The 25340-nt window shown below is 71.7% G+C and carries 23 protein-coding genes; 11 read left to right on the top strand and 12 right to left on the bottom strand.

From position 1 onward, the window contains the following. Nucleotides 1-136: 136 nt before the first annotated feature. Complete coding sequence (locus AAHG03_RS13120) at nucleotides 137-520, top strand: hypothetical protein (RefSeq protein ID WP_342151113.1); 384 nt, start codon at nucleotides 137-139, stop codon at nucleotides 518-520. Then, a complete protein-coding gene (locus tag AAHG03_RS13115; protein ID WP_342151112.1) occupies nucleotides 513-1592 on the top strand; it encodes a lysylphosphatidylglycerol synthase domain-containing protein in 1080 nt (359 codons plus the stop codon). Before AAHG03_RS13120 ends, AAHG03_RS13115 begins: the two co-directional genes overlap by 8 nt. Before the next feature lie 5 nt (nucleotides 1593-1597). Here the strand turns inward: AAHG03_RS13115 and AAHG03_RS13110 are convergent, their stop codons facing one another. From AAHG03_RS13110 to AAHG03_RS13075, 8 genes are all read right to left on the bottom strand, one after another. Then, complete coding sequence (locus tag AAHG03_RS13110) at nucleotides 1598-1927, bottom strand: helix-turn-helix domain-containing protein (RefSeq protein ID WP_342151111.1); 330 nt, start codon at nucleotides 1925-1927, stop codon at nucleotides 1598-1600. After that, the gene (locus AAHG03_RS13105) at nucleotides 1924-2289 is read right to left on the bottom strand and encodes a type II toxin-antitoxin system RelE/ParE family toxin (RefSeq protein WP_342151110.1); all 366 of its coding nucleotides are present in this window, start codon (nucleotides 2287-2289) and stop codon (nucleotides 1924-1926) included. The genes AAHG03_RS13110 and AAHG03_RS13105 overlap by 4 nt, the downstream gene beginning before the upstream one ends. A gap of 107 nt (nucleotides 2290-2396) precedes the next feature. Beyond that, entirely contained in the window at nucleotides 2397-3173 is a 777-nt protein-coding gene (locus tag AAHG03_RS13100; protein WP_342151109.1) for an ABC transporter permease subunit, read from the bottom strand. Continuing rightward, nucleotides 3170-4084 (bottom strand): ABC transporter permease, encoded by a 915-nt coding sequence (locus AAHG03_RS13095; protein WP_342151108.1) that lies wholly within the window; start codon nucleotides 4082-4084, stop codon nucleotides 3170-3172. The genes AAHG03_RS13100 and AAHG03_RS13095 overlap by 4 nt, the downstream gene beginning before the upstream one ends. After that, nucleotides 4081-5169: an ABC transporter ATP-binding protein gene (locus AAHG03_RS13090; RefSeq protein WP_342151107.1), complete on the bottom strand. Its 1089-nt coding sequence runs from the start codon at nucleotides 5167-5169 to the stop codon at nucleotides 4081-4083. The genes AAHG03_RS13095 and AAHG03_RS13090 overlap by 4 nt, the downstream gene beginning before the upstream one ends. Before the next feature lie 35 nt (nucleotides 5170-5204). Further along, the gene (locus AAHG03_RS13085) at nucleotides 5205-5951 is read right to left on the bottom strand and encodes a hypothetical protein (RefSeq protein WP_342151106.1); all 747 of its coding nucleotides are present in this window, start codon (nucleotides 5949-5951) and stop codon (nucleotides 5205-5207) included. Next, the gene (locus tag AAHG03_RS13080) at nucleotides 5948-6463 is read right to left on the bottom strand and encodes a hypothetical protein (protein ID WP_342151105.1); all 516 of its coding nucleotides are present in this window, start codon (nucleotides 6461-6463) and stop codon (nucleotides 5948-5950) included. Before AAHG03_RS13080 ends, AAHG03_RS13085 begins: the two co-directional genes overlap by 4 nt. A gap of 1 nt (nucleotide 6464) precedes the next feature. Next, a complete protein-coding gene (locus AAHG03_RS13075; RefSeq protein WP_342151104.1) occupies nucleotides 6465-7157 on the bottom strand; it encodes a Crp/Fnr family transcriptional regulator in 693 nt (230 codons plus the stop codon). Nucleotides 7158-7497: 340 nt separating this feature from the next. Between AAHG03_RS13075 and AAHG03_RS13070 the strand changes: the two genes are divergently transcribed. The 3 genes from AAHG03_RS13070 (at nucleotide 7498) to AAHG03_RS13060 (ending at nucleotide 11174) form a co-directional block, all read left to right on the top strand. Then, a complete protein-coding gene (locus AAHG03_RS13070; RefSeq protein WP_342151103.1) occupies nucleotides 7498-7749 on the top strand; it encodes a hypothetical protein in 252 nt (83 codons plus the stop codon). An 83-nt stretch (nucleotides 7750-7832) separates the two neighbouring features. Continuing rightward, on the top strand, nucleotides 7833-10478 hold the full coding sequence (locus AAHG03_RS13065) for a DUF2339 domain-containing protein (RefSeq protein ID WP_342151102.1): 2646 nt from the start codon (nucleotides 7833-7835) through the stop codon (nucleotides 10476-10478). Between the two features lie 300 nt (nucleotides 10479-10778). Next, nucleotides 10779-11174, top strand: coding sequence for a hypothetical protein (locus AAHG03_RS13060; protein ID WP_342151101.1), 396 nt, complete (start codon nucleotides 10779-10781; stop codon nucleotides 11172-11174). Nucleotides 11175-11299: 125 nt separating this feature from the next. On the opposite strand, the gene AAHG03_RS13055 is transcribed toward AAHG03_RS13060, so the two are convergent. The 4 genes from AAHG03_RS13055 to AAHG03_RS13040 form a co-directional block, all read right to left on the bottom strand. Next, on the bottom strand, nucleotides 11300-12172 hold the full coding sequence (locus AAHG03_RS13055; protein WP_342151100.1) for an SDR family oxidoreductase: 873 nt from the start codon (nucleotides 12170-12172) through the stop codon (nucleotides 11300-11302). Nucleotides 12173-12247: 75 nt separating this feature from the next. Then, complete coding sequence (locus tag AAHG03_RS13050; RefSeq protein WP_342151099.1) at nucleotides 12248-15187, bottom strand: FAD-binding and (Fe-S)-binding domain-containing protein; 2940 nt, start codon at nucleotides 15185-15187, stop codon at nucleotides 12248-12250. Nucleotides 15188-15435: 248 nt separating this feature from the next. Next, nucleotides 15436-16404: a UDP-glucuronic acid decarboxylase family protein gene (locus AAHG03_RS13045; RefSeq protein ID WP_342151098.1), complete on the bottom strand. Its 969-nt coding sequence runs from the start codon at nucleotides 16402-16404 to the stop codon at nucleotides 15436-15438. Further along, the gene (locus AAHG03_RS13040) at nucleotides 16326-17690 is read right to left on the bottom strand and encodes a glycosyltransferase family 61 protein (RefSeq protein WP_342151097.1); all 1365 of its coding nucleotides are present in this window, start codon (nucleotides 17688-17690) and stop codon (nucleotides 16326-16328) included. The genes AAHG03_RS13045 and AAHG03_RS13040 overlap by 79 nt, the downstream gene beginning before the upstream one ends. 184 nt (nucleotides 17691-17874) lie before the next feature. On the opposite strand from AAHG03_RS13040, the gene AAHG03_RS13035 reads away from it, so the two are divergent. The 6 genes from AAHG03_RS13035 to AAHG03_RS13010 all read left to right on the top strand — a co-directional run bounded on the left by AAHG03_RS13035 (nucleotide 17875) and on the right by AAHG03_RS13010 (nucleotide 25262). Continuing rightward, entirely contained in the window at nucleotides 17875-18312 is a 438-nt protein-coding gene (locus tag AAHG03_RS13035) for a GlcG/HbpS family heme-binding protein (RefSeq protein WP_342151096.1), read from the top strand. A gap of 7 nt (nucleotides 18313-18319) precedes the next feature. Next, nucleotides 18320-19915 carry a peptide ABC transporter substrate-binding protein gene (locus tag AAHG03_RS13030; RefSeq protein ID WP_342151095.1) on the top strand — a complete coding sequence of 532 codons (1596 nt, stop codon included), beginning with the start codon at nucleotides 18320-18322 and terminating at the stop codon, nucleotides 19913-19915. 169 nt (nucleotides 19916-20084) lie between these two features. After that, nucleotides 20085-21005, top strand: coding sequence for an ABC transporter permease (locus AAHG03_RS13025; RefSeq protein WP_342151094.1), 921 nt, complete (start codon nucleotides 20085-20087; stop codon nucleotides 21003-21005). Beyond that, nucleotides 21002-22087 (top strand): ABC transporter permease, encoded by a 1086-nt coding sequence (locus tag AAHG03_RS13020; protein WP_342151093.1) that lies wholly within the window; start codon nucleotides 21002-21004, stop codon nucleotides 22085-22087. Before AAHG03_RS13025 ends, AAHG03_RS13020 begins: the two co-directional genes overlap by 4 nt. Before the next feature lie 264 nt (nucleotides 22088-22351). Continuing rightward, nucleotides 22352-24166 carry an aspartate--tRNA ligase gene (gene aspS / locus AAHG03_RS13015; protein ID WP_342151092.1) on the top strand — a complete coding sequence of 605 codons (1815 nt, stop codon included), beginning with the start codon at nucleotides 22352-22354 and terminating at the stop codon, nucleotides 24164-24166. Nucleotides 24167-24362: 196 nt separating this feature from the next. Continuing rightward, nucleotides 24363-25262, top strand: coding sequence for a glycosyltransferase family 2 protein (locus AAHG03_RS13010; RefSeq protein WP_342151091.1), 900 nt, complete (start codon nucleotides 24363-24365; stop codon nucleotides 25260-25262). Nucleotides 25263-25340 lie beyond the last annotated feature (78 nt).

Here is a 25340-nt window from a genome sequence, read left to right as displayed (position 1 = left end):
TCTTTTCGGCCCTTTTTAAGGCGCGGCGATCCGCCGGGATTGCCGCGCGGGGCGACGGCTGCGATAGGCCGCCCTCGATCCGCAACGGCAGGTGCGCGGGAATCGGTGCGGGAGTCGGCCGCGAGCGGAGGGGCGATTGGGACGGCGTCAGGAACCGGGCGGCCCGGCCCCCACGGCGGGGCCCCGCACGGCGAAGGCCGGCTTCGCGGAGGTCGTGCTGGTCTGCGGCAAGTGCGCCAAGCGCCAGGGCGTGGACCGCAAGCGGCTCGGCCGCGCCCTCAAGCGCGCCGCCGCCCGGCCCGAGGGCGAGGCGCGTCAGAAGGCGCGCAAGGTGAAGGTCGTCGAGACCGGCTGCCTCGGCCCCTGCCCCAAGCGCCTGCTCACGGTGGCGACGCCGGCCTCCCTGGCGCGGGGCCGCGTCGTGCTGCTCGCGCCCTCCCTCGATGCGCTCTCGCCCGCCTCCCTCTCCCTCGACGCGCCCGCCCCGCCGCCCGTGACCGCGCCCGACGCCGATGGCTGAGCCCCTCTCCACGCCGCGCCGCCTGCTGCGGGACCTGACGCGCCGCCTGCCGCTGCTCGGGACGCTGGCCGGGCTGGCGCTGGGCACGTGGCTCGTGGCCACCAACGACCTGACCGCCATCGGCGACGCGTTCGGGCGCATCGGCGCGCTCGGGCTCATTGGCCTCGTCGCGGTCCGCGCGCTCATCATCCTCGTATGCGGGCTCGCCTGGGCCCGCCTGCTCGCCGGCATCCGTGCCGCCGCGCCGGAGCCAAAGGGACTCGGGTCGCCGATCGAGACCGGCGCCTTCGTGATCCTGCGCTTCGTGCGCGAGGGGGTGAACGTGCTGTTGCCCGTCGCCTCGGTCGGCGGCGAGGTGGTGGGCGGGCGCCTCCTCACCTTCTGGGGCGTGGCCGGCAGCTTCGCGGCGGCCTCGCTTCTGGCCGACATGCTGATCCAGGTCGCCACGCAGGTGGCCTTCACGGTGCTCGGCGCCGGCCTGCTGTGGCGGCTGCCCGGCGAGGCCGCCGCGACGCTCGCCCGCTGGACCGTGGAGGTGGCGGCGATCGCGGTGGCGGCGGTCGCGGCCTTCTTCGCCCTGCAGCGGCTCGGCTCCGCCCGCGGCCTGGAGCGGCGGCTCGCCGGCCTCCTGCGCCGCGTCCTCGGCGGGTCCGAGACCGACGCCGCCGCGGGTCCGTCGGTCCGCGACGCCCTCGACGCGGTCTGGGGGCGCGACCGCCGCGGCCCGCTCGCCCAGGCGACGCTGCTCCACGCAGCCGGCTGGCTCCTGGGCGCCGCCGAGATCTGGATCGTGCTCGCCTGCATTGGCGTCGAGGCGAGCCTGACCGAGGTTCTGGTGCTGGAATCGCTGTCCCAGGCGATCAAGTCGGCGGCCTTCCCGGTGCCGAGCGGGCTCGGCGTCCAGGAGGGCGGCTTCGTCTTCGTCGGCGCCCTGTTCGGGCTGGACGCCGGCATCGCCATCGCCCTGTCGCTGGCCAAGCGCGTCCCCGACGTCGTCCTCGGCCTGCCCGCGCTCCTCGTCTGGCAGACCCTGGAGGCGCGGCGCGCGCAGGTTCTGGCGCCGCCGGGGTAGGGCGCTCAGAGGATCGTGTCGATGCCCTTGTGGGCGGCCAGCGACAGCAGCTTCAGCGAGGGACCGCTCGGGCGGCGCTCGCCGCGCTCCCACTGGCTGACGAGGGTGACGGTCACGTTGAGGGCGCGGGCGAAGAGCGCCTGACTCATCTTGGCCGTCTCGCGCACCTGCCGGATCGCCTCGGGCGACAGCGGCTCGACCGGGGTGAGGCAGGCGAGGTCGAAGTGGCGCATCGTGGCCTTGTCGATCGCGCCGACCGCGTGGGAATCGGACGCGGCCTCGTGCAGCGCCTGAAGCGCGTCGCTGCGGGGCTTGGCTCGGGATTGGTTCGTCATCCGATCTGTCTCCATCCGCGCTCGGCCACGAGGCGGGCGAAATCCGCTTCGGTGTGGCGGGTCAGGGTCTCGGCGTAGTCTTGGTAGGCGTCGCGCTCGGGGCCGGTGAGGTTGGCGCGGGCGCTCTTGGGGAAGAGATACAGGAACACGACGACATCGCCGGCCTTGTGGGCGAGGATGGCCCGAAAGCCGCGGGCGCGGCCCTGGGCGGGGCGGGCGATGCGCTGCTTGATCAGGAACTTGCCGATCGGCCCGTCGATCTGGCCGCGCTCGGCGCGTTCGACCGCATCGATCAGGTCGGCGTCGGACACACCCTCCTTGCCGGACAGCCTCGTGAAGGCCGAGGTCGCGTAGATCCTCATTCCCGGCCTCCCGCGGCGGCCCGGCGCGATCCGCATCGACAGCGGAGCGCATCGTTGCGTTCTGATATAACGCAGAGCGTTATAGTTCAAGCCTGTAGAGTGGTCTCCTACCCCCCCTGCCCCCGCCGCGCGGTCAGCCACGACGCCATCAGCACCACCAGCCCCACGGTCGCGATCATCAGGGTCGAGGCGGCGTTGATCTCCGGGTTCACCCCGAGCCGGACCTGACTGTAGAGCCGCATCGGCAGGGTGGTGGCGCCGGGGCCCGACACGAAGCTCGCGATCACGAGGTCGTCGAGCGACAGGGTGAAGGCGAGGAGGAAGCCCGCCGCCACCGAGGGGGCGATCAGCGGCAGGGTGATGCCGAAGAACACCCGCATCGACGACGCGCCGAGGTCGGCCGCCGCCTCTTCCAGCGAGCGGTCGAGGCCTTTGAGGCGCGCCCCCACCACCACGGCGACGAAGCCGGTGGCGAAGGTGGCGTGCGCGATCACGATGGTGCTGACGCCGCGATCCAGCCCGATGCCGACGAACAGCAGCAGCAGCGACAGGCCGGTGATGACTTCCGGCATCACCATCGGGGCGTAGAGCAGGCCGGTATAGGCGCCGCGCCCGCGGAAGCGCCCGTGCCGGTCCAGCGCCAGCGCGGCGAGCGTGCCGAGCACGCCGGCGATGGCGGCCGAGAGCAGCGCGACCTTCAGCGAGACGAGCGCGGCGGCGATCAGCGGCCCATCGGCGAACAGCACCGCGTACCAGCGGGTCGAGAACCCGCCCCAGACGGTCACGAGCTTCGAATCGTTGAAGGAATAGATCACGAGCACGAGGATCGGCGCGTAGAGGAAGGCGAGCGCGAGGGTCAGCGCGGTGCGGGCGAAGGCGCTCATCGCCCCCTCCCCTCGGCGGCCTCTTCCCGGCGCAGCTCCGCCTCACGGAACAGCACCACGGGGCCGACGATCAGGATCAGCAGCAGCACCGCCACGGCGGACGCCAAAGGCCAATCGCGATTCGAAAAAAACTCGCTCCACAGCACGCGCCCGAGCATCAGCGTGTCGGAGCCGCCGAGCAGGTCGGGGATGATGAACTCGCCGACCATCGGGATGAAGCAGAGCAGCGCGCCCGCCGCCAGCCCCGGCAGGGCGAGCGGCAGGGTGAGCGTGAAGAAGGCCCGCCTGCGCCCCGCGCCGAGATCGGCGGCGGCCTCCAGCAGCGTCGGATCGAGCCGGCTCATCACCGCGTAGAGCGGCAGCACCATGAAGGGGAGATAGGCGTAGGTCAGCCCGATCAGCACGCCGTAAGGCGAATCGAGGATCGGCAGCGGGCTCGCGATCAGCCCGAGCTTCATCAGCGCGCCGTTGAGCAGCCCCTCGGGCTTGAGGATCGCGATCCAGGCGTAGACGCGGATGAGAAAGCTCGTCCAGAACGGCACGATCACGAGCGCCACGAGGATCGGCTGCCAGCGGGCGGAGGCGCGGGCCATGGCGTAGGCGGTCGGCGTGCCGATCAGCGCCAGGATCGCGGTGGCGAGACCCGCGTAGCCGAGCGAGGACAGGGCGGCGTCGCGGTAGAGCGCGTCCTCCGCGATCATGCGGTAGTTCTGGAAGTCGAGCGCCTCCAAGAACTCGCGCCAGCCCTCCAGCCCGCCCTGCCAGTCGATGACGGGCAGGTAGGGCGGCTGGGCGGTGGCGGGCGAGGAGAAGCTGATCTTCAGCGTCACCGCGAAGGGCACGAGGAAGAACAGCACCAGCCACACGAGCGGCAGCCCGCGCACGAACAACCTCGCGAGGCGCCCGCTCATGCCGGCAGCACCCGGGCGGCGTCGGCCGGAATCGCCACGGTGACGGGGGCGCCGACGGCCGGCATCGGCCCGGCCATCGGCAAGGCCGCGGAGGCGCGCAGCACCGAGCCGTCGGCCATCGTGATCCGCGCGCGGATGCGGTCGCCGAGAAAGGTCTGTTCGACGAGTGTCCCTCGGAGGGTGCCGGGCAGGCCCTCCGCCCCGCCGACGACCAGCCGCTCGGGCCGCACCGCGACCACCACGGCGGCGCCCGCCGCGCCCTCCCCGCTCGCGCGGATGGCCCCCAAAGCCGTCTCGACGGTGCGGATGCCGCCGGGCGCGTCCGGCCCGAGCCGGCCCTCGATCAGGTTCACGTCCCCGAGCAGGCCGGCGACGAAGCGGCTCGCCGGGCGCTCGTAGAGGTCGCGCGCCGGGCCGACCTGCACGAGGCGCCCGCGCTCCATCACGCCGATGCGGTCGGCCAGCGCCATCGCCTCTTCCGGATCGTGAGTGACGACGACGAAGCCGGTGCCGAGCCGCCGCTGGATCGCCCGCAGCTCCCCTTGCGTCTCCTCGCGCAAGGTGCGGTCGAGGGCGCCGAGCGGCTCGTCGAGGAGCAGCAGCTTGGGCTCGCGCGCCAGCGCGCGGGCCAGCGCCACCCGCTGCCGCTGCCCGCCCGAGAGTTTTTCCGGGCGTCGCGTCTCGAAGCCTTCGAGCCGCACGAGCTTCATCAGCCCGGCGATGCGCTCGGCCGCCTGCTTGCGGCTCAAGCCCAGACCTTTCAGGCCGTAGCCGACATTGGCGGCCACGCTCATATGCGGAAACAGCGCGTAGGACTGGAACATCATGTTGACCGGCCGCCGATGCGGCGGCAGCGCGGTGAGGTCCGCCCCGTCGAGCCGGATCGCCCCCGCATCCGGCGCCTCGAACCCGGCCACCAGCCTCAGCAGGGTGCTCTTGCCGCAGCCCGAAGGCCCGAGCAGGCAGAACACTTCGCCGGCTGCGAGATCGAGGGAGACGCCGTCGACGGCCGTGTGGGGGCCGAAGCGCTTGGTGATCCGCTCGAGGGTGAGCAGCGGGGCGGCGGGGGGAAGGGGCGCGTGCAAGGCGGACAGAGCGATCCGGTTCGGCGAGGAAGGCCTCAGGCGGCCAAGCGGAGGAGTTCGGAATCCGGTTCGGCCGCATCGAAGATTCGTGCCGTGCGGCCGAGCATCACGAGACTTTCGTTCGAGAAGGCCTCGCGCCGGATCAGCACGGCGACCGGCGTCGGCGCGTTCTCGATCCGCCGCACGTCGTCGAACTTGAGATAGGCCGACGCCACCGAGGTCGCCGCGGGGGTGACTGCGTTGAAGGCCATGAGCCCGTCGCGACCGCGCACCAGGGCGTCGAAGCGCCAAGCCCGCGACGAGGCGCCGACGATCTCGTGGCGGTCCCGCTCGAAGGCCTCGCCGAACAGGGCGGACAGGCGCCGGGCCAGCGTGCCGGACGCCTCCCGGTCGAGCCGCTCGGCGAGCTGATCCGAGGTCAGCTGCGCGGCGAGCCGGGAGGCTTCCGCGACGAGGGCGATGAGGCCGGGCAGGGTCTCGCCCGTGGCATCGGCTTCGAACAGTTCGAGGTTGTCGTCGAGGCGGATGCCGAGCCGGTCCGCGGCCCGGCGGCCCTGGCGCGCGAAGGAGGCGGCGGCCCCCATCGTCTCGGCTTCCCGCGCCGCGCCGCCGCCATCGGTCACGAGGAACCGGTCCGGTCCGCCCGAGACCGTCACGCTCACCATCGCGCCGGAAGGGTAGAGTACGGGCACGGTCAGGCGCGCGCCGCCCTCGAAGCCGCGGACCCGCGACAGCCGGGCGGCGGCTTCGCGCACGGCGCGTTCGACGGACGGCTCGGTCATGGAAACAGGCGAGGCGACCATGGGGGGACGGGTAAGGCGTTCGCGTTGACGATGTTCAGGGTAGCAGAAACGGCGGCGAGTGCATCCGCGTAGGATGCGGGCTCCGGCAGCAGCGGCCGGCAGACGGGCAGGTTCTTCGCCTTCATCGCCGTCAGGCCGTGGACGGCGTTCTCCTCGAACGGATGGAGGCCCGAATCCCACACGGTCGTCCCCCGGAAGGCATCCGGCATGCGGTTCGTGTGGGGGCTGACGGGGCGCCAGTCGATCCGGGCGACCGGCCAGGTCTCGTCCGGCTCGTCGAGGCAGAGCTGGAAGCTGACATCCTCGTCGGGGCGGTGCGGGTGGGCCCGCCCGTGCAGTTGGACGCCGATGGTACGGCTCTGGCAAAGGGCCGCGAGGACGAGCTTGTCCGGGCGCTGTCCGGTCCGCCACGCGACGGGGAGGAGCAGGCGTTTCGGTTCGGCCAATGCCTGCCGGATGCGGGCGAGGATGGCCGCGTCGTCGCGGGCCACCTCACGCGTCTTCCCGCAACGCCTCCTGCACCCGCGCTTCCAGCAGGTCGGGGCGGCGGATCACGAGGGCGCCGCGGGTGCGGTCGATCAGGCCCTCGCCGGCCATCACGGTGAACTCGCGGGTCACCTGCTCGCGGCGGCAGCCGATGCGGGCGGCGAGCACGTGGTGGTAGGGCGGCGGCGTCACCACGCGCTCGCCCTCGTGTCCCGCCCGCGGCACCGAGAGGCGCAGCAGTTCGGCGTAGAGGCGGTGGCGCAGGTCGAGCAGCGCGTGCTCCATCAGCCGCGTGTTCAGTTCGCGCACGCGCTTGGCGAGCAGGCGGAACAGCCGGTCGGCGATGGATTCGGAGGCGAACACGATCTGGCGGAACACGGTCGCCGGCACGACGCAGACCTCGCCGCGGGTCAGCGCCGTGACGTTGGCCGAGCGGCCGATCCCGTCCAGCGCCGCGAGTTCGCCGAAGAAGGCGCCCGCGCGCATCTCGCCGAGGATCACTTCCTTGCCGGATTGCGAGCGGTTGAGGATGCGCACCTCGCCGGTGGCGAGGAAATACACGTCGGTCGAGATGTCGTCGTAATCGACGAGCGTCTCGTTCTCGTCGAAGCGCCGCCAATGGCAGCGCGTCTCGTAGGGAGTGAGATCGACACCCGGCTCCTTGAAGAACGGGATGCTCGCCAACCGGCCTGTCGCCACGCCTCTAAAACCTTCTTCGCGTGGGGCGGATCGTGGGGCGGCGCTTGCGGCCGGTCAAGTCGTCGCGGGCGGGCCGGTCCACCTTCGCCGTGGATGAGCCTCCGGGACGGCGCTCGAAGGCGCACGCCGCCGCCGCGCGAAACACCATGGCCTTCAACACCGCCCGGATGCAACCAAAAGATTTGACATGGAACGAATAAGAAACGCGCTTGCCGCATTCATGAACTCGCGCACCATGCAACGGGTTTTTTGCCGGCCCATGGAAAATTTCCCGCGTGATTTTGGAAGAGAGTAACCGTACAGTTAACCCTCGAAGCCGCTGCGGTCGCGGAGTTAACCAATGATGCATATGGACCGTGATTTGTTTCTTCAAGACGCGTTCAAGGTAGGACTGATTTCGTCCGGCGACAGCGCCGGTTCGATTGGTTGCCTGATCTGGGATTCTTCGCCCGACGGGGTCGATGTCGAAGTCGATCCGGCGGCGATCGTGCCCGACACCGTCCACCTCTCGATCGCCTCGCTGGCGATCGACCGGCCCTGCGCCGTGGTGGAGCGCGAGGGCAGCCGGCTGCATCTCGTCTACATGCGCTGAAGCTGTGCCGGTGAGGGGCCGCACCCGCATCGTCTGGACACTGCGCTAAGCTCGCGGCCTCCCCGAACCGGACGGCCGGGCCCATGGACGACAGCTTCTTCCTTCTCCTCGCCCTCCTCGGGCTCGCCCTGGCGGTGGCCGGCCCCGCGGGGCTGCTCGTCGCCCTGGGGCAGCGCGGGCGCATCGCCGCGCTGGAGCGCCGAATCGCCCGGCTGGAGGCGACCGCCGATCCCGGACGCGCCGCGATCCGGACCGAGGCGCCGCCCGCGGAAGCGCCCGCAAAGGCCGCCGTGCCGATCCCGCCGGACCCAACCCCCAAAACCGCCCCCAAGATCGCCTCCCCGGCCCCACGGCCGGCGGCGCCGCGTCCCTCCCTCGAAGAACGCTTCGGCACCCGCTGGACCGTCTGGGTCGGCGGGCTGGCGCTCGCCTTCGGGGCGGCGCTGCTGGTGCGCACCTCGATCGAGCGGGGCTTCTTCGGGCCGGGCGTGCGGGTCGCGGGCGCCGTGCTGCTGGCGCTCGGGCTGCTCGCCGCGGGCGAGTTTCTGCGCCGACGCCTGCGCGGGGCGGCGCCGGTTCCGCCGAACTGGCCCGACGTGCCCGCGGTCGTCACCGCCGCGGGCACCGTCGCCCTGTTCGGCGCGCTCTACGCGGCGCACGCCCTCTACGGCTTCCTCGGGCCGCTCGCCGCCTTTTCCGGGCTCGCCGCGACGGGACTCGCCGCCATGGCCGCGGCCCTGCTGCACGGGCCGGCGCTCGCCGGCATCGGCCTCGTCGGCGCCATGGCGACGCCGCTCCTCGTCGGCGGCGGCGCGGCCAGCCTGTGGCCGCTCGCGCTCTATCTCCCCGTGGTGGCCGGCAGCGCCTACGGCTTCGCGTGGCTGAAGGGCTGGCGGGCGCTGGCCGTCGCGGGCGGGCTCGGCGCGGCGGCGTGGTCGGTGGTGATGGCGCTGCACGCCGCCGGGGCCGGGCCGGCGCAGGCGCATCTGGTGCTGCAGGGCGCGCTCGCCGCCCTCGTGCTCGCCGTGCTGCCGGGGCGCGGCGTGGCGGACGAAGACGCGCGCCTCGACCGATTCGCCGGTGCGGCGCTCGCCGCCTTCGTCTTCGTGGCCGGGGCGGTGCTCGGCCTCACCGCGGAGGAGGGCGCGACGACGGGCTGGATCGCGGCGGCCTTCGCGGCCGTGGCGCTCCCCGCCGCCGCCGGCTTTTTGGCCGCTCCCGCCGCCCTCGGCCTGCCGGTGGCGGCGGGGGTGCTCGCGGGCGTCCTCGCGCTCTGGCCGGAGGCGAGCGAGGCCGCGCTCGACCCGCTCGGCCTGTGGCACGGCGTCGATGCGGCCGGCGCCCTGCCGTGGTTCGCTGTTCTGGCCGCCGCCCTCGTCGCGGGCGCCGGGACGCTGCGCCTCCTCGGCGGCAGCCGCCTGCCCTACGCCACCGCCCTCGCCACCGCGGCGGGCGCCGGCCTCGGGCCGCTCGCCGCCCTGGCGATGTCGTATCTGCGCCTGTCCGACGGCGGGATCGCGCCGGGCTTCGCCGCCGCCGCGGGCGCGCTGGCCGCCGGGTTCTGCGGGATCGCCGCTACCTTCCGCCGCCAGGGCGAGGGCACGCCGTCCCCGGCCCTCGTCCTCGGGCTCGGCGCCTTCGCTTCCGCCGCCGTGGCGGCGCTGTGCCTCGGGCTCGTCTTCGCGCTGGCGGGCGGCTCGCTGACCCCGGCGCTCGCGGGTGCGGCGCTGGCGACCGGCTTGATCGCCCGGCGCCTCGACATCCCGGCTCTGCGCTGGTGCGTCGCCGGCCTCGCGGCCCTGGTGGCGGGGCGGCTCGCCTGGGACCCGCTGCTGACCGGCCCCGGCCTGTCGGCGACGCCGATCCTCAACGGGCTGCTCATCGCCTACGGCCTGCCCGCCCTGTGCCTCGGCCTCGCGGCCCACGTGATCCGCCGCGGCGCGCCGGATGTGCCGGAACAGGTGGCGCAGGCGGTGAGCCTCGTGCTCGCCGGCCTGCTGGTGTTCCTCCAGATCCGCCACGCGCTGCACGGCGGCGACCTCGCGGCGCCCGATACCAGTCTCGTCGAGCAGGGGCTGACGACGCTCTCCGCCCTCGGCTTCTCCCTGGTGCTGGGGCGCGTCTCGGGCGCGGCCGCCTCGCCGGTGATCCGGTTCGGCGGCCTCGCCTTCGCCGCGCTCGCGCTCTTCCAGGGGGCGCTCGGCCTGGGGTTGGCGGCCAACCCGGCGCTCACCGACGAGCCGGTGGCGGGCGGCCTCGTCCTCAACGACATCGTGCTGGCCTACGGCGCGCCCGCGCTCGCGGCGCTCGCCCTGGCGCGGGCCTCCCAGGGGCGCCGCCCGCTCTGGTTCGTGCGGGCCGCAGGGCTGTTCGGCCTCGGCCTCGCCTTCCTCGGCACGTGCCTGACTGTGCGCCACGGCTTCCAGGGCGAGCGGATCGGCCTCGACCGGGAGACCGGCCAACCCGAATTCTACGCCTACTCGGCGGCGTGGCTGGTGCTGGGCCTCGTGGCCCTCGCCGTCGGCATCCGCCGCGGCTCGACGCTCGCCCGCCTCGCCTCGGCCGGGCTGGTCGGGCTCGCGACGCTCAAGGCGTTCCTGTTCGATCTCGCCGGGCTGGAGGGGCCGTTGCGGGCGCTGTCCTTCCTCGGCCTCGGCGCCTGCCTGATCGGCATCGGCCTCGTCTACCAGCGCCTCGTCTTCGCCCGGCCCGCCGGGGAGCCGGGGTGAGTCGATCCCATTCCGGGACCGCGGCGCAAGCGCAGCCTTGAGGGCCGGCTAACCGGAACCGGGCATGGTCCCTGTCGAGCCGCGTTGCGTATCGGCTCCGTCGTGCGGAACACGACACGCCCCGCCGCTCCCCCAGCGAGCGGCGGGGTCGCCGCCTGCTCCGGTCGATGCGGGCCGGCCCGCCGCAACCCCCAGGCGATCGAAACTGTTTCCACTTTCTCCTACCGAAGGATCGGGCGGGATAGGACGGCCTGGCGTAAGGGTTACAATGGGGCCGGACGCGGAGACGGGACAGGCGGCATGGCGGACAAGCCGACGGACGAGGACGACCGGGCGGTGGAGCGGCTGACGCTCTACATGCTCAAGGAGACCTACGGCGCGGCCGCCGCGGCGCTGATGCGGATGAACCCGCGGGCGGCGAGCGAGCTGTTCCAGGCCTTCGAGCGCCAGATCGCCGACGCGCTGGAGCGGATGCACGTCCACCGCTCGGAGGGGCCGGATTCGACGACGATCGCGGTCGCGGTCGGCGGTCGCATCGCCGACATCCTCGACCACGCCCACCGCCGCCAGTTCGAGGCGAGGCCCGCCGAGCCGCGCTCGGAGGACCCCGCCCTCCAGGCCGCCCGCGAGGCCGGCATCTCCCAGGACGCGGTCGACATGCTCGCCACCCTCCAAACCCGCTGGCCGAAGGGCTGAAAAGTCCAAGGTTTCGAAAGGACTACGTCCTTTCGCGGGTCCAGGGCAGAGCCCTGGTTTGAAGGGATGCCGGGGCTCTGCCCCGGCGCCCCGCCAAAGGACTTGTCCTTTGGGATCCTACGACCTCACAGCACTGGCATCGCGCCTGCGACCGTGATCAGTGCGCCCGAGGTGTAGCTGCTCTCTTCAGCCGCCAGCATCACGTAGGCCGAGGCCAGCTCGGCCGGCTGGCCGGGGCGGTTGAAGGGGACTTGGCTCCCGAACGTCTTCACCGCATCCTGGCTCATCCCGGAGGGGATGAACGGCGTCCAGATCGGGCCCGGCAGCACGCCGTTCACGCGGATGCCCTTCTCGGCGAGCAGTTGCGACAGGCTCAGCACCATGTTGCTGAGCGCGCCCTTAGTGGCGCTGTAGGCCATCAGGGTCGGCATCGGATGCTTCGAGTTCACCGAGGAGGTGAAGATCACGCTGCCGCCCGGCGGCAGATGCGCGAGCGCGGCCTTGGTGGCGTAGAACGCGCCGAACACGTTGGTGCGGAAGTGTTTTTCGAACGTCTCGTCGTCGAGCGCGTCGAGGCCCCGGTTCGGCTCCTGGAACGCGGCGTTGTTCACCAGCACGTCGAGGCGGCCGAATTCACGCGCCGTGCGCTCCACGATTTCGCGGGCGAAGGCGGCGTCCTTGATGTCGCCGGGCAGCAGCAGGGCGCGGCGGCCCGCCCGCTCGATCCACTGGCCCACGGCCTCGGCATCCGCCTGCTCCTCGGGCAGGTAGGCGATGGCGACGTCCGCGCCCTCGCGGGCATAGGCGATGGCCACCGCCCGGCCGATGCCGCTGTCGCCGCCGGTGATCAGCGCGGCCTTGCCGTCGAGCTTGCCCGCGCCCCGATAGCTCTCCTCGCCGTGGTCCGGCTCGGGCTGCATCTTCGGCGTCTTGCCCGGAAAGCTCTGAGGCTGCTCGGGGAAGGGCGGGCGCGGGTACTTTGTGAGGGGATCGGTCATCGCAGGTCCTTGATGGAATGCCGCGACAACCGGGGGCCGGCCCCGTCGTTCCGCCCCGCGCCGCAGGGCCGCGGGTCAGGCCAGAGCAGCATCCAGAACGCGGGCGACGTGGATCGCCTCGCGCTTCAACCCGTCATGGATCTGATGGCGGCAACTGGTGCCGTCGGCGACGACGAGGTCGTCGGGGCCCGCCTTGCGGAGCGCCGGGAACAGCGAGAGTTCGGCCATGGCGAAGGACACGTCGATCGTGTCGGCGCGGTAGCCGAACGCCCCGGCCATGCCGCAGCAGCTCGATTCGATGACCCGCACATCGAGCCCCGGCACGTGGCGCAGCACCGTCTCGACGGACCCCATCGCCCCGAAGCTCTTCTGGTGGCAATGGCCGTGCAGATGGGCGACGCGGCCCCCCTGGTCCTTCATCGGCAGACTGATCCGCCCCGCCGCGAGGTCGGCGGCCAGCAGTTCCTCGAACAGCAGCGCGCTCTGCGCCAGGGTCTTGGCCTCGTCGCCCGGCAGCAGCGACAAGAACTCGTCGCGGAAGGTGAGGAGGCAGGAGGGCTCCAGCCCCACCACGCGGGCGCCGGCCCGCACGAAGGGCAGCAGCGCGTCGAGGGTGCGGCGCGCCTCCTCCCGCGCCCGGTCGGTCTGGCCGGAGGCGAGCCACGTGCGGCCGCAGCAGAGCGGGCGCCGGCCCGAATGCGCCAGCACCCGGTGCAGGCGGTAGCCCGCCGCGCTCAGCACCCGCTCGGCGGCTTCCAGATTCTCGCGCTCGAAGGCGCGGTTGAAGGTGTCGCCGAACAGGACGATGTCGCGGAACTCGCCCGTCACGTCGGAGGGGTGGGCCGGCTCGCCGCTCTCGCGCCAGGGCCGGCGCCACGCCGGCAGCGAGCGCCGGGCCGAGAAGCCGAGGCGCTGCTCGCCGAACTTGGCGAGCGGGGCGTAGCGGTTGCGCAGGTTGAGCAGCGGCGCCAAAGCGGCGGCGATGCCGGCGAAGCGCGGCATCTCGGCGACCAGTCGCTCGCGCAGCGGCAGGCCGTGCCGGGCGTGGTAATGGTGCAGGAACTCGACCTTCATCTTGGCCATGTCGACGCCGGTCGGGCATTCCCGGCGGCAGGCCTTGCAGGAGACGCACAGGTCCATCGTGCGCTTCATCTCCGGCGACAGGAACGCGTCCTGGCCGAGCTGCCCGGAGATGGCGAGGCGTAAGGAATTGGCGCGGCCCCGCGTGAGGTGCTGCTCGTCCTTCGTCGCGCGGTAGGACGGGCACATCGCCCCGCCCGCGAGCTTCCGGCAGGTGCCGTTGTTGTTGCACATCTCGACCGCGGGGCCGAACCCGCCCCAGTCGGACCAGTCGAGCGCGGTCCGCGCCGGCTCGCTCACCGCGTAGCCGGGGGCGAAGCGCATCAGCGAGCGGTCGTCCATCTTGAGCGGGCGGACGATCTTGTTGGGGTTCAGGCGGTTGTCGGGGTCGAAATCGTCCTTCACCGCCTCGAAGGCGCGGGTCAGCTTCGCGCCGAACAGGGGCTCGACGAACTCGGAGCGCGAGATGCCGTCGCCGTGCTCGCCCGAATACGAGCCCTTGTGGCGGCGCACGAGTTCCGCCGTCTCCTCGGCGATGGCGCGCATGGTCGCCACGTCGCCCCCGTCCTTCATGTTGAGGATCGGGCGCACGTGCAGGCAGCCGACGGAGGCGTGGGCGTACCACGTGCCGCGGGTGCCGTGTTTCGAGAACACCTCGGTGACGGCGTCGGTGTAGTCGGCCAGATGCTCCAGCGGGACGGCGCAATCCTCGATGAACGAGACCGGCTTCCGGTCGCCCTTCATCGACATCATGATGTTGAGGCAGGCCTCGCGCACCTCCCACACCGCCTTCTGGCGGTTGGGCTCGACCACCTCGACCACGGCGTCGGGGAAGCCGTGGTCCGCCATGCACTGGTCGAGGCGTTTCAACTCCTGCTTCAGCGCGGCGAGATCGTCGCCCGCGAACTCGGCGAGCAGCAGGCAGTTCGGCTGGCCCCTGGTGATGTCGGCGAGCGTGGTGCGGAACAGCGGGATGTCGGCGCCGAGCACCAGCACGTTGTTGTCCACGAGTTCGACCGCGACGGGATCGAGATCGACGATGTGGCGCGTCGTCTCCATCGCGGCGCGGAACGAGGGGAAGTGGCACACGCCCATGGCCCGGTGCGTGGGCAGCCGCGAGAGCTTGAGCGTCACCGAGGTGGTGGCGGCCAGCGTCCCCTCCGAGCCGACGAGGAGATGGGCGAGGTTCGGCCGCGGCTCGATCAAGCTGTCGAGGTTATAGCCGCCGACCCGCCGCTGCACCCGCGGATACATTTTTTCGATTTCGTCGCGGTGCGCGTCGGCCAGCGCGAGCATCCGGCGGGCCAAGTCGTCGGCGCGGGGGCCGCCGGTGACGGCCTGCGCCTCGTTGCCGGTGAGCCCGAAGCCGAAGGCGCGCCCGTCGTGGAACAGCGCCTCCATGGCGAGGATGTTGTCGCTCATCTTGCCGTAGCGCAGGGAGCGGGCGCCGCAGGAATTGTTGCCGGCCATGCCGCCGATGGTGCAGCGGGTCGCGGTCGAGGGCTCGACGGGGAAGAACCAGCCGTCGGCCTTGAGCCGAGCGTTCAGCCGCTCCAGCACGTGGCCGGGCTCGACCGTGACCGTGCCGGCCGCCGCGTCGTAGTCCTTCACGGCGTTGAAGTGGCGCGAGCAATCGACCACGAGACCGGAGCCGATCGGCTGCCCGTTCTGCGAGGTGCCCCCACCCCGCAGGATCACGGGCAGATCGTGGTCGGCCGCGACCTTCAGGGTCGCGGCGATGTCATCGGCGTGTCTGGGGAAGACCACGCCCGCGGGCATGATCTGGTAGATCGAGGCGTCGGTCGCGTAGCGCCCGCGGGTGAAGGCGTCGAAGCGCGCCTCGCCCCGCAGCACCTCCGCGAGCTTGCGGGGCAGCCCCGCCGCATTGCGGACCGTCGCCCGCGGACTCGCCGCCGGTTTCGCGCTCGCGCCCAACCGGGCCTCCCCTCTCGCCGGCCGTTGCCGGCCTTTTTGAATTCATAATTCAAGCGAGGGGGCCGGGTCAAACGGCCTTCGGTCGCGGGCGGGTGGACCCGGTCACTCCCATCCACCCCCCTCGTCCTGAAGTGCCGCGCAGCGGCCTCGAAGGAGGGCTCCAGGGATCGCGCGATACACTGGAGCCCTCCTTCGAGGCTGCTGCGCAGCACCTCAGGATGAGGGGGTGGGGTGGGACGGCCCGGCGACTAACCTTCCTTCGGCTCGGAGGCGAGGTAGGCGTCGAAATACCCGATCGTCTTGGTCAGGCCCTCGCGCAGCGCGATGGTCGGCTCCCAGCCCAGCACCGCCTGGGCCTTGGTGATGTCCGGCCGGCGCTGGCGCGGATCGTCCGGCGGCAGCGGCCGGTGGACGAGCTTCGACTTCGAGCCGGTGAGGTCGATGACGGCTTCGGCCAGCTCGCGGATCGTGAACTCGCCCGGATTGCCGATGTTGATCGGGCCCGTCACCTCGGGGCCGGTCGCCATCATCCGCATCATCGCCTCGATGAGGTCGTCCACGTAGCAGAACGAGCGGGTCTGCTGACCGTCGCCGTAGAGGGTGATGTCCTCGCCCTTGAGCGCCTGGACGATCAGGTTCGAGACCACGCGCCCGTCGTTGGGGTGCATGCGCGGCCCGTAGGTGTTGAAGATGCGCACCACCTTGATCGGCACCTTGTGCTGGCGGTGGTAGTCGAAGAACAGCGTCTCGGCGCAGCGCTTGCCCTCGTCGTAGCAGGAGCGGAAGCCGATCGGGTTGACGCGGCCCCAATATTCCTCCGCCTGCGGATGCACTTCCGGGTCGCCGTAGACCTCCGAGGTCGAGGCCTGGAGCACGGTGGCCTTCACCCGCTTGGCGAGCCCCAGAACGTTGATCGCGCCGTGGACGGAGGTCTTCGTCGTCTGCACCGGGTCGAACTGGTAATGCACCGGCGAGGCCGGGCAGGCGAGGTTGTAGATCTCGTCCACCTCGACGTAGAGCGGGAACGTCACGTCGTGGCGCAGCAGTTCGAAGTTCGGGTCGTCGAGCAGGTGGGCGACGTTGCGGCGGGCGCCGGTGAAGAAGTTGTCGACGCACAGAACCTCGTGGCCCTGCGCGATCAGCCGCTCGCACAGGTGCGAGCCGAGGAAGCCCGCCCCCCCGGTGACGAGGACCTTCTTGATGGTTCCGTAGCGCATGACACCCGCTTCGTTTCGTGTGGTGCAGCCCGTCCGGGCGCGCAAGGCCGACGGGCTCCCTCGGGCGTTCCGCCCCGCGGCAGCGCCCGACACCCCGAGGTTTGGTGTACCGGAACCCCGCGCTTGGCAAGGCTGTCGCCTCCGCCGGAGCGGGGCCGAGGCCCGACGCCGGTCGCGCCGGACCCGCATCCGTCGGCGATCAGGTAGAACCACGGCCTGATGTAGGTGTTGCTCCTGATCCTCATGTTCAGCTCGATCACCCTCAACTGCGGGCCACCGAGCACGAGGTTGGTCAGGCCGGCGCCGTGGGGGGAGACGATGATCTCGGCCTCGGAGAACAGGGCGGCCTGGCGGCAGAAATCGAGTTCTTCCGGGCGGATGAGCGTGAAGCCCCGGCGCTCCTGCAGGGCCCGCACCACCGCGTCGGCGTAATCCGGCAGGCGGTCCGCATCCTTGCGGACCAGGATGTGGCGACCGCCCTTCGCCGGCGCGCCCGCCGCGCCCCGGATCGCCCGCGCGGCGCGGGCGAGCAGGCTCCCGCGGGGGGGCTCCGCCGCGAGGATGCGGCGGCGCAGCGCGCGCATGGCGCTCTGGAACGGATGGAGGCAGGCCAGGAAGGCGGGCTGCGGATAGTCGAGCCACGCCACGTCGAGGCGCCGGAACCGGTAGACGCCGTCCTTGAGCGGCAGGAGGCGCGGCGCCACCCCGGACGCGTGCAGGGTCTGGTCCCAGACGGCCCGGGCGAAGCCCGGCGGATGGCGTCCCGGATGGGCGCTGCGATGGGCGAAGTCGGCCACGACGACCCGTCTGCGGTCGTCGAAGACGCGGTCGTGGATCATCATGCGCCCGACGGCGGTGACCATCCAGTGATAGTAGTTCGTCCAGCCCGGATCGATCCCGAGGAACACCTCCTCGTCGATCGTCTGCGCCTGCGCCCTGAGCGTCGCGAGATCGTAGCGCCGGTAGTCCCGGGTCGAGAACTGCGCCGTCTCCTTCAGGTAGCGGCCGTCCTCGGCGAAGACGACGCCGTCGCTGCCAGCCTCGATCAGCAGGAACCCGCTGCCAGCCTCGATCAGCAGGAACCCCTTGTCCAGGCTGGCGACCTTGTAGGCGAGGGCCGGGGCGAGGAAGGGATCGGTCACGAAGGGGGCGAGGTCGGAGAAATCCTGATCGGGCGCGGAGCGCCGCAGGGTCCGCCCCATCGGCTGCGGGGCCTGGGAATAGACGTAGCGGACCGGGAAGCGTCGGGCGTCGGAGGCCAGGACCGGGGCGGCGGAGAAGGTCACGGAACGTTCGGGCCGGGAGCGGGAGGGCGAGGCTGTCGCGTCGCAAAGCCATAGCCAGAGTTCGGCGCGCGCGACAGCGCCGCCGCGAACCGCTGACGATCGCGCCGGATCGCCGGTCCCGCCGCTTGGCGCGGCCCGCCTCTCCGGTGCATGTCGTGGGCGGACCCGCCGAGGATTGACCGACATGACCGACCTGACGCTCGCCGCCGCCCAGACCCTCGTGGCGACCGCCCTCGAGACCGCCCGCGCGCGAAACCTGAAGCCGCTCGCGGTCGTGGTCTACGACGCCCGCGGCGCCCTCAAGTGCCTGGCCGCGGAGGACGGCACCTCCCTGCGCCGCGCCGAGATCGCCCGCGGCAAGGCCAACGGGGCGCTGGCGCTCGGCCTCGGCTCGCGCGCCATCGCCAAGCGGGCGGAGGAGCAGCCCCACTTCGTCGCCGCGGTGAGCCATCTCGTCGGGCCCGATGCCCTGGTGCCGGTGGCGGGCGGCGTGCTGATCCGCGACGGCGCGGGCAGGCTGCTCGGCGCCGTCGGCATCTCCGGCGACACCTCGGACAACGACGAGATCTGCGCCCTCGCCGGCATCGAGGCGGCCGGGCTCGTCGCCGAGACCGGCGCCTGACGCCCAGATGCGCTCCGACCGCCGCCGCTGGCTGCAGGGAGGCGCGGCGCTCGCCGCCGGCCTCGTGTGGCCCGTGCGCGCGGCGGGCGCCCCCGTCTACCGCCGCGGCAACGACGCCGACCCGGAGACGCTCGACCCGCACAAGACCTCGACCGTGGCCGAGGCGCATATCCTGCGCGATCTCTACGAGGGGCTGCTCACCTACGACAATTACGGCGCCATCGTCCCCGGCGCCGCCGAGCGCTGGACGATCTCCGACGACCGCCTGACCTATCGCTTCCGCTTACGCCCCAACGGGCGCTGGTCGAACGGCGACCCGGTCACGGCCGAGGACTTCCTGCATTCCCTGCGCCGCATCCTCGATCCGAAGACGGGGGCCAAATACGCCGAGGTGCTGTTCCCGATCCGCGGCGCGGCGGCCGTCAATGCCGGGCAGGCCCCGCCGGAGACGCTCGGCGTGTCCGCCCCCGATCCCGCCACCGTCGAGATCGCGCTGGCCGAGCCGGTGCCCTACCTGCTCGAACTCCTGACCCACCAGACCGCGCTCCCGGTCCACCGCCCCTCGCTCGCGCAATGGGGCGACGGCTTCACCCGGCCGGGCCGGGCCGTCACCAACGGCCCCTACGCCCTGATCGACTGGGTGCCCAACGACCGCATCAGCCTGCGAAAGAACCCGCACCACCGCGACGCGGGCGCGATCGCGATCGATCGGGTCGATTTCATACCGACCCCCGACCTCGCCGCGGCCGTGCGCCGCTATGCGGCGGGCGAGATCGATTCGCTCGCCGACCTTCCCGCCGACCAGATCACCTCGTTGAAGCAGCGGTTCGGCCCGCAGGTGCGGCTCGGGCCGGGCCTCGGCCTCATGGCGATCGGGATCAACACGCGCAAAAAACCCTTCGACGACGTGCGGGTGCGCCGCGCGCTCTCGCTCGCCATCGACCGGGAGTTTTTAGCGGCCGCCGTCTGGGGCGAGACCATGGCGCCGGCCTATTCGTTCTGCCCACCGGGCCTTGACAACGCGCTGCCCTCTCCGCTCCTGCCCGGCCGCGACGACGGCCCGATCGACCGCGAGGAGCAGGCGCTGCGGCTCCTCTCCGAGGCCGGGTTCGGCCCCAGGAACCCGTTGCGCGTCGAGTATCGCTTCAACGTCACCGACAACAACCGCAACACCGCCATCGCGCTGGCCGACGTCTGGCGCGGCATCGGCGTGACGACGCGCTTCGTCGCCACCGACGCCAAGACCCACTTCGCCTATCTGCGCGACGGCGGCGATTTCGACCTCGCCCGCATGTCCTGGATCGCCGACTATTCCGACCCGCAGAACTTCTTGTTTTTGCTCCGCACCGGCAACGACGGGTTCAATGCCGGGCGGTGGTCGAATCCGCGGTTCGACAGGCTGCTGACGCAGGCGGCGCAAGAGCGCGACGTGGGCGCGCGCGCCCGGATGCTGTTCGAGGCGGAAAAGATCGTGCTCGACGAACTGCCCTGGATTCCGGTGCTGCATTACCGCTCGAAGGCGCTGATCGCGCCGCGCCTGCACGGCGTCCACGAGAACATCCGCAACGCCGCCCCCACCCGCTACCTCCGGCTCGACGCATGACGGACCACAGCGCGTTCCCCTCCCCCTTGTGGGGAGGGGTCAGGGGTGGGGGTGGTGCAGAAGGCACCGTGACGCCGCATTCTGCACCACCCCCACCTCCTACCTCCTCCCCACAAGGGGGAGGAGAGGCGTCCAGTCCTGTTCGCTCCCCGCCACGGGAGCGCGCCGCGTGACCGCCCTCCTCCTGCGCCGGCTCGCCCAAAGCCTGCCGACCCTGTTCCTCGTGATTGCCGGCAGCTTCTTCCTGATCCGGCTCGCCCCCGGCGGCCCGTTCGATCTGGAGCGCCCGCTGCCGCCCGCCGCGATAGAGAACCTGCGCCGGCTCTACGGCCTCGACGCGCCGCTGCCCGTCCAGTTTTTTCGCTATCTCGCCGGTCTCGCGCGGGGCGATCTCGGCCCCTCCTTCAGCTTCCGCGACCTGACCGTCGCCGATCTCTTCGCCCGCGGCCTGCCGGTCTCGGCGACGCTCGGGGCGCTGGCGCTCGTGCTGGCGCTCACTCTCGGCCTCGCCCTCGGGAGCCTTGCCGCCTTCCGCCGCGGCGGGCTCGCCGACCGGTTCGTCGGCCTCGTCGCCTCGCTCGGGCTCGCCGTGCCGAACTTCGTGATCGCACCGCTCCTCCAGATCGGCTTCGGCTTGGGGCTGGCGTGGCTCCCCGTCGGCGGCTGGGGCGGGGGCGCCCCGCAGAATCTCGTCCTGCCGGTGATCACGCTGGCGCTGCCCCACGCCGCCGGCATCGCCCGGCTCACCCGCGCGTCGCTCGCCGAGGTGCTGGTGCAGCCCCACATCCGCACGCAGCGCGCCATGGGGTTCTCCCGCGCCCGCGTCGCCCGCCATGCCCTGCGCGGCGCGCTGCTGCCGGTCGTGGCGACGCTCGGGCCGCTCGCCGCCGGGCTGATGACCGGCTCGGTCGTGGTCGAGACCATCTTCGGCCTGCCCGGCATCGGCCGCTACTTCGTCGATGGGGCGCTCAACCGCGACTACACGCTGGTGATGGGCACGGTGGTGCTGGTGGCCGTGCTGGTGCTGGCCTTCAACCTCATCGCCGACCTCATCGCCGCATGGCTCGACCCGCGCATGAGGGCCGCATGAGCGCTTCGCTCACCGCGCTGGCCCGTCGGCGGCTGGCCCGCGACCGCGGTGCCGTGGCTGCGCTGATCGCGCTCCTCGCCATCACGCTCGCCTGCCTGATCGGCCCGTTCCTCACCGGCCACGCGCCGGAGCGGATCTATCCCGATTTCGTCCGCACGCGCCCGAGCCTTGCCGCCCACCCGACGCCCGACGAGATCCGCCCGGCCCTCGACCGCCTCGCCCAGCGCATGCGCGTCACGCTCGCCGAGATGCACCGGGAGGGCGGACAAGTCCGCCTGACGCTCACCGCGTCCAAACCCATCGACCCGCGCAACCTCGTCCTCCTGCCCCGTTCCGACCTGTTCGGGCCCGCAACCATCGTGGAGCGCTCGCCCGACGGCCAAAAACTGGTGGTCGAGGCGCCCGTGCGGCGGCTCCACTTCCTCCTCGGCACCGACATGCTCGGGCGCGACCTCCTCACCCGCTGCCTCGTCGCCGGCCGGGTCTCGCTGCTGATCGGCCTCGTCGCGACCCTCGTCGCCCTGTCGCTGGGGGTGGCCTACGGCGCGGTCTCCGGCCTCATCGGCGGCGGGCTCGACGCCCTGATGATGCGGGTGGTCGATATCCTCTACGCCCTGCCGTTCGTGTTCTTCGTCATCGTGCTGCTGGTGTTCTTCCGCGCCGGGCTGTGGCTGGTGCTGGTGGCGGTCGCCGCCGTCGAATGGCTCGACATGGCCCGCATCGTCCGCACCCAGACGCTGAGTCTCAAGAGCCGCGACTTTATCCGCGCGGCCTATGCGCTGGGCTCGGGCACCGGGGCGGTGCTGGTGCGCCACGCCGTGCCGAACACGCTCGGGCCGATCATCGCCGCCGCGACCCTCTTGGTGCCGCGGGTGATTCTCTTGGAAAGCTTCCTGTCGTTCCTCGGCCTCGGCGTGCAGGAGCCGGCGACGAGTTGGGGCGTGCTGATCGCGGAAGGGGCGCGGGCCCTGGAGGCCGCGCCGTGGATGCTGGCGGCGCCCGCGGGTTTCCTCGTCGTGACCCTGATGGCGCTCAACCGCCTCGGCGACGGGTTGTCGGACGCGCTCGACCCGCGGCTGTGACGTCCGTCTTCAAACCACCACCGTCATTCCGGGGCGCCGCAGGCGAACCCGGACCCGAAGGGGCGCGCCGGAGGCGTGCAATCCACCCGTGATGCGCGGTGCCCGGTCGCAATCGAACTGTCGCGGCCAGTCGTGGATTCCGGGTTCCGCTGCGCGGCCCCGGAATGACGGTGTGGAGGACGGGAAAGCCGGCGGAGAAACCGCTTATCCTTGACTTCCCCCCCTCCCCGTGAATGGTGCCGGCCTCATTCTCAAGAGCCCGCCATGCACCGTTACCGTACCCACACCTGCGGGGCGCTTCGCCCGTCCGACGTCGGCGGCACCGTCCGCCTGTCCGGCTGGTGCCACCGCATCCGCGACCACGGCGGCGTGCTCTTCATCGATCTGCGCGACCATTACGGCCTGACGCAGTGCGTGATCGACACCGATTCCAAGGCGTTCAAGGCCGCCGAGACCGCCCGCTCCGAGTGGGTGATCCGCATCGACGGGCGCGTCCGCACCCGTCCCGCCGGCACCGAGAACGCCGAGCTGCCGACGGGCGCGATCGAGGTCTACATCGACGACCTCGAAGTGCTAGGGCCCGCGGGCGAACTGCCGCTGCAGGTGTTCGGCGACCAGGAATATCCGGAGGAGACGCGGCTCAAGTACCGCTTCCTCGACCTGCGCCGCGAGAAGCTGCACGCCAACATCATGAAGCGCGGCGCGATCATCGATTCGCTCCGCCGCCGCATGCGCGAGGGCGGTTTTTTCGAATTTCAAACGCCCATTCTCACGGCGTCGAGCCCCGAAGGTGCACGCGATTATCTGGTCCCGTCCCGCGTCCATCCCGGAAAATTCTACGCGCTGCCGCAGGCCCCGCAGCAGTTCAAGCAGCTGACGATGATCGCGGGCTTCGACCGCTACTTCCAGATCGCCCCGTGCTTCCGCGACGAGGACGCCCGCGCCGACCGCTCCCCGGGCGAGTTCTACCAGCTCGACATCGAGATGAGCTTTGTCACGCAGGAAGACGTGTTCCAGGCGGTCGAACCCGTGCTGCGCGGCGTGTTCGAGGAGTTCGCGAACGGCAAGCGGGTCACCAAGGAGTTCCCGCGCATCACCTACGCCGACGCGATGCTGAAATACGGCGTCGACAAGCCGGACCTGAGGAACCCGCTGATCATCGCCGACGTCACCGCCGAGTTCGGCGAGGACGCGGTCGAGTTCAAGGCGTTCAAGGGCGTGATCAAGTCGGGCGGCGTCGTGCGCGCGATCCCCGCCACGGGGGCGGGGAGCCAGCCGCGCTCGTTCTTCGACAAGCTGAATGACTGGGCCCGCTCGGAAGGCGCGCCGGGGCTCGGCTACATCGTGTTCGAGGAGGAGGGCGGGGCGCTCACCGGCAAGGGGCCGATCGCCAAGTTCATCCCCGCCGACATCCAGGCCCGCATCGCCCAGAAGGCCGGCGCCAAGGCGGGTGACGCGGTGTTCTTCGCCGCCGGGACCGAGGCCAAGGCCGCCGGGCTCGCCGGCAAGGCGCGCATCCGCATCGGCGACGAGCTGGGCCTGTACGATAAGGACCAGTTCGCATTCTGCTGGGTCGTCGACTTCCCGATGTACGAGTGGAACGAGGACGAGAAGCGCATCGACTTCTCCCACAATCCGTTCTCGATGCCGAACTACGACCGCGACGCTTTCCTCGCCTTGGGCGAGGAAGACTCCCAAGAAATTCTTGGGATCAAGGCGTTCCAGTACGACATCGTCTGCAACGGCATCGAGCTGTCCTCGGGCGCGATCCGGAACCATCGCCCCGACGTGATGGAGAAGGCGTTCGCCATCGCCGGGTACGGCCGCGACGTGCTCGAAGAAAAATTCGGCGGCATGCTGAACGCCCTGCGGCTCGGCGCGCCCCCGCACGGCGGCATCGCACCGGGGGTGGACCGCATCGTCATGCTGCTGTGCGAGGAGCCGAACATCCGCGAGGTCGTGCTCTACCCGATGAACCAGCGCGCCGAGGACCTGATGATGGGCGCCCCCGCCGAGGTGACGCCCAAGCAGCTGCGCGAGCTGCATATTCGGTTGAACCTGCCCGAGAAGAAGGGGTGAGGCTGTCACCGAACCCTCCCCCCTCCGCGGGGGAGGGTGCCCGCGGAGCGGGCGGGAGAGGGGCAGCGCGACGCTTCCGCTTGGCCGCACTCGTCCAGCGATCTCCTGAAGCGTCGCTCCCCTCTCCCGACCCCCTTCGGGGGCCACCCTCCCCCGCAGAGGGGGGAGGGTTGTGGCAGCGCGGGTTTCATAGGCCGTGACCCTCACCGCCATCGTCGTCGCCCACGACAGCGCCAGCGCCCTGCCCGACTGCCTCGCCGCCCTCACCCGCGAGGGCGTCCAAACGATCGTCGTGGACAACGCCAGCCGCGACGCCTCCGTCGCGGTGGCGCGGGCGCACGGCGCGCAGGTGATCGAACCCCCCCGCAACGAGGGCTACGGCCGCGCCAACACCATCGGGGTGCGCGCAGCAGGCACGTCCCACGTCCTGATCCTCAACCCCGACCTGATCCTCCAGCCCGGCGCCGCCGCCGCGCTGACGGCGGCCGCGCGCACATGGCCCGACGCCGGCCTGTTCGCCCCGCGCATCCACGAGCCGGACGGGCGCTTCTTCTATCAGCCGCGCTCGCTGCTCGCCCCCTACCTCACCAACCCGAAGGGCGTGCGCGCGCTCCCCGAAGGCGACGCCTGCGCCCCGTTCCTGTCGGGCGCCTGCCTGATGGTCGAACGGACGTTCTTCCTCGATCTCGGCGGGTTCGATGAAGAGATCTTCCTGTTCTACGAGGACGACGACCTCTGCCGCCGGGTCATCGATGCCGGCCGCGCATTGATCCACGTCCACGACGCGGTGGCCCTGCATGGACGCGGACGCTCCTCCGCGCCGGAGCCCGGCCGCACGTTTCGGACGCGCTGGCATCAGGCGTGGTCGCGCGCCTACGTCTCGCGAAAATACGGGCTACCGGACCCGAGCCTCGGCATGCTGCTGACCAACGCCCCCAAGGCCCTGCTCTCGGCGCTGATCCTCCGCCGGGCCGGAATCGAGCGCTACGGCGGATCGGCGATGGGCGCCTGGGCGGCGCTCCGCGGCGCCTCGGCGCTCGCCCGCGAGGGGCTGGCGCCGGAGCGGCGGCATGGTGGAGCCCCTTCTGCGCCCTAGCTTGCGTCAAAACGCCGGGCGCGCGGCGGGGACAATCGGCCGCGCGCGGCGTTGCATGAGGCCATCCACCCTGCTCCC

The organism is Methylorubrum subtropicum (genome assembly GCF_038442325.1).
GTDB lineage: Bacteria > Pseudomonadota > Alphaproteobacteria > Rhizobiales > Beijerinckiaceae > Methylobacterium > Methylobacterium subtropicum.
This window is presented reverse-complemented; position numbering and strand designations above follow the sequence as displayed.